General features: G+C 42.5%; 2 protein-coding genes. One reads left to right on the top strand and one right to left on the bottom strand.

What is annotated here, in order from left to right; all coding sequences use genetic code 11:
* Positions 1–975: NAD(P)/FAD-dependent oxidoreductase (locus A3757_RS19485; RefSeq protein WP_068740125.1), on the bottom strand; the 975-nt coding region annotated here is incomplete at its 3' end.
* A gap of 266 nt (positions 976–1,241) precedes the next feature.
* On the opposite strand from A3757_RS19485, the gene A3757_RS19480 reads away from it, so the two are divergent.
* On the top strand, positions 1,242–1,530 hold a 289-nt coding region (locus tag A3757_RS19480), incomplete at its 3' end, for a TetR/AcrR family transcriptional regulator (protein ID WP_156506429.1).

Here is a 1,530-nt window from a genome sequence, read left to right as displayed (position 1 = left end):
ACCGTCCTGAGTCACAATACCCTTCTCGGTGATTTCTTTTATGCCATTATTCTTATCGAATAAGGTGACATTATCTCGACAATAAGCTGGGTAAAGCGTGTCTGATAAAATTACCCGCTTACAGCCTATGGTGAAGTCGGGAGTCACTTTTCGTTGTAAGTCCGGGTCTTTGATCTGTTTGCGAATATGCTTTTCAGCTTTGTTCTTCGCCAAGACCTTCAATGCCAAATCTGAATATTTAAAGCCAATAACACGGAATTCATACCACCAGTAGATCAAGAAACGTAAAGCAAAGTAGGCCCAACTCTTACTAAGCAACTTACGTTGCCAGCCTTTAAATTTATAATCATTTCGAGGCATTACCCAATGAGGGGTACGTTGAAGCACATCAAGGTGTTCAACTTCCGGAGCGATCGCAGGGATTATTTGTGCGGCACTGGCACCACTACCTATCACTGCAACTCGCTTGCCTTTATGGTCATAGTTATGATCCCAGTTATTACTGTGAAAGGACTTACCCTTAAATGTATCTTTTCCAGGAAAATCTGGAATCACTGGTGTACTAAGTGGCCCTGAAGCATTAATAACAAATTGAGCGTGATAAGCATCTTTGCCTTCAATATCAATTTGCCAGCGCTGCTCTGCTTCCTGCCATTCAATCTTCGACACATTGGAGCCTGCCGCAATTTTCTTATCCAAAGCGTGCTTGGAAATGATGTGCTCGGTGTACTCTCTTAGCTCGTCTTGTTCAGCGAACATTTGCGACCAATTGTAAGGCTCTGAAGATATCGAATACAAAGGAGAAGGAACATCGACGGCTGCGCCTGGGTAGGTATTTTGGCTCCAGGTACCACCGACAAATTCGCGCCGCTCCAGAATCAGAAAATCCTGAATGCCACGTTTGATTAGGTTCATGGCTGCCAGCTGTCCGCCGAATCCGCTACCGATAATAATGACTTGGTAATCTTGTTTCATTTAGCACTCCAGTCGCTCACAAGACCTTGCCTTGCTCACTGAATTTTTATGTTTATTGTCTAGCGCTTGCCATCATCATAGTCGAAGATTAACGAGATATAAATTGTGACGACAAGCAACTTCAAAACATCATATATTCTGACTACAGGTGTAGTCAAATATTTTTTGACTGACGGTCACGCTTTACATCCGACTTCAAATCACGGCAGAATAGACGGCTCAACCCGGACTAAAAATCACTTCAATCAGGACGAAATAAAACGCCAATGCCCTCTGCTGAACCTTCTAAAGAAAATAAAAAGACCGAACGGACCTATGGCGGGGTATCTTTAGCTGAGCGGAAAAAACTTAGAAAACAACAATTTTTAGATGCGGGCTTAAGACTATTTGGATGTTGCGGCTTTAGAAATTCAACTGTCAGGAGCTTATGCAAAGAAGCCAAGTTAACTGATCGCTATTTTTACGAATCCTATTCAGGTCTAGAAAATTTATTACTGGCGGTCTATGAAGACTGTATGACCCTGCTCAGTAAAGAAATTGTTCAAGCCATCGTTG

The organism is Oleiphilus sp. HI0117 (assembly GCF_001635235.1).
This window is presented reverse-complemented; position numbering and strand designations above follow the sequence as displayed.